This is a genomic window from Zhongshania sp. (genome assembly GCF_041584495.1).
In the GTDB taxonomy this organism is placed as follows: domain Bacteria; phylum Pseudomonadota; class Gammaproteobacteria; order Pseudomonadales; family Spongiibacteraceae; genus Spongiibacter.
The window spans coordinates 1-2,631 of the sequence record NZ_JBFHDY010000232.1; the positions used below are offsets into that span (position 1 = coordinate 1).

Below are 2,631 nucleotides of genomic sequence, written 5' to 3' on the forward strand. Positions count from 1 at the left end.
CACGCCTTACAGCGGCACCGTCTTGGCCGGCAACACCTACAGCATTGCCGTAGATGGCGCCGACTTGGCGGCCGACACCAGCTTCGATGCCACAGTGACCGGTACTGATGCCGCGGGTAATCCGTTTACCGCGACCACGACCTCAACCCACTCGGTTGATACGTCTGCCGCGGCAACAATCACCGTTAATGACATCACGCCGGATGACATCGTGAACGCGGCCGAGGCTGGCGGAAACATCAACGTCACTGGTTCGGTGGGTGGGGACGCCGCGCCGGGTGATACGGTTAGCTTCACCATTAACGGCACGCCTTACAGCGGCACCGTCTTGGCCGGCAACACCTACAGCATTGCGGTAGATGGCGCGGACTTGGCCGCCGATACCAGCTTCGATGCGACAGTGACTGGCACTGACGCGGCAGGTAATCCATTTACCGCAACGACGACTTCAATCCACACGGTTGATACGTCTTCAACGGCAACGATCACCGTTAACGACATCACGCCGGATGACATCGTGAACGCAGCCGAAGCCGGAACAAGCATCAACGTCACCGGTTCGGTCGGCGGCGACGCCGCGCCTGGCGACACCGTGAGCTTTACCATTAACGGCACGCCTTACAGCGGCACCGTCTTGGCCGGCAACACCTATAGCATTGCGGTTGATGGCGCTGACCTGGCCGCCGACACCAGCTTCGATGCGACAGTGATCGGTACTGACGCAGCGGGTAACCCGTTTACTGCCACGACGACTTCAACGCACATTGTTGATACGACGGCGAGCGCAACGATCACGGTCAACGACATCACGCCGGATGACATTGTTAACGCCGCTGAGGCTGGCGGAAGCATCAACGTCACCGGTTCGGTCGGCGGCGACGCCGCGCCGGGTGATACCGTGAGCTTTACCATTAACGGCACGCCATACAGCGGTACTGTCTTGGCGGGCAACACCTACAGCATTGCGGTTGCGGGCAGCGATCTAGCAGCACAAACCAGCTTCGATGCGACTGTGACGGGCACTGATGCAGCAGGTAATCCGTTCACCGCAACCACGACTTCAACCCATACCGTTGATACGACGGCGAGTGCAACAATCACCGTTAACGACATCACTGCTGACGACGTTGTTAACGCGGTCGAAGCCGGAACAACCATCAACGTCACCGGTTCGGTTGGTGGCGATGCAACCGTTGGTGACGCAATCAGCTTCACCATCAACGGCACGCCATACAGCGGTACTGTGCTGGCCGGCAACACCTACAGCATTGCGGTTGATGGCGCCGACTTGGCGGCTGATACCAGCTTCGACGCGACAGTAACGGGTACCGATGCTGCGGGTAATCCATTTACCGCAACCACGACTTCAACGCATACCGTTGATACCTCTGCCGCGGCAACAATCACAGTGAATGACATAACGCCTGACGACATCGTGAACGCAGCAGAAGCTGGAAGTACGATTGATGTAACAGGAACCGTCGGTGGCGACGCCGCGCCTGGTGACACTGTTAGCTTCACCATCAACGGTACGCCCTACAGCGGTACTGTGCTGGCGGGCAACACTTACAGCATTGCCGTTGACGGCGCCGATTTGGCCGCCGACACCAGCTTCGATGCCACAGTGACTGGCGCAGACGATGCGGGTAATGCCTTCATTGCTACGACTACTTCAACGCATACCGTCGATACGTCTGCTACGGCGACAATCACCGTTAATGACATCACCCCTGATAACATCGTGAACGCGGCCGAAGCCGGAACAAGCATCAACGTTACTGGTTCGGTCGGCGGCGATGCGGCCCCAGGCGACACCGTTAGTTTTACCATTAACGGCACGCCATACAGCGGTACTGTCTTGGCGGGCAACACCTACAGCGTTGCGGTTGATGGCGCTGACTTGGCAGCCGACACCAGCTTCGATGCTACGGTTGTGGGTACGGATGCGGCGGGTAATGCCTTCACCGCGACCACGACTTCAACCTACTCGGTTGATACGTCTGCCGCGGCAACAATCACCGTTAACGACATCACCCCAGATGACATTATTAACGCGGCTGAAGCCGGTACTTCAATTGATGTAACAGGAACCGTTGGTGGCGATGCAACAGTGGGCGATACCGTTAGCTTCACCATCAACGGCACGCCTTACAGTGGCACCGTGCTGGCGGGCAACACCTACAGCATTGCCGTGGACGGCGCGGACTTGGCCGCCGATACCAGCTTCGATGCGACAGTAACGGGTACTGACGCGGCGGGTAATGCCTTCACCGCGACCACGACTTCAACCCACACGGTTGATACGTCTTCAACGGCAACGATCACCGTTAACGACATCACGCCGGATGACATTGTTAACGCCGCTGAGGCTGGCGGAAGCATCAACGTCACCGGTACTGTTGGCGGTGATGCGGCCCCCGGTGACACGGTTAGCTTCACCATTAACGGCACGCCTTACAGCGGTACTGTACTGGCGGGTAACACCTACAGCATTGCGGTAGATGGCGCCGACTTGGCGGCAGACACCAGCTTCGATGCTACAGTAACGGGTACTGACGCAGCGGGTAACCCGTTTACTGCCACGACGACTTCAACCCACACGGTTGATACGGCAGCGAGCGCAACAATCAC

At 58.3% G+C, this 2,631-nt stretch carries 1 protein-coding gene; it reads left to right on the top strand.

Translation table 11 applies throughout. The features are described from left to right. On the top strand, positions 1-2,631 hold a 2,631-nt coding region (locus ABYP33_RS18525; RefSeq protein ID WP_373092755.1), incomplete at both ends, for a beta strand repeat-containing protein.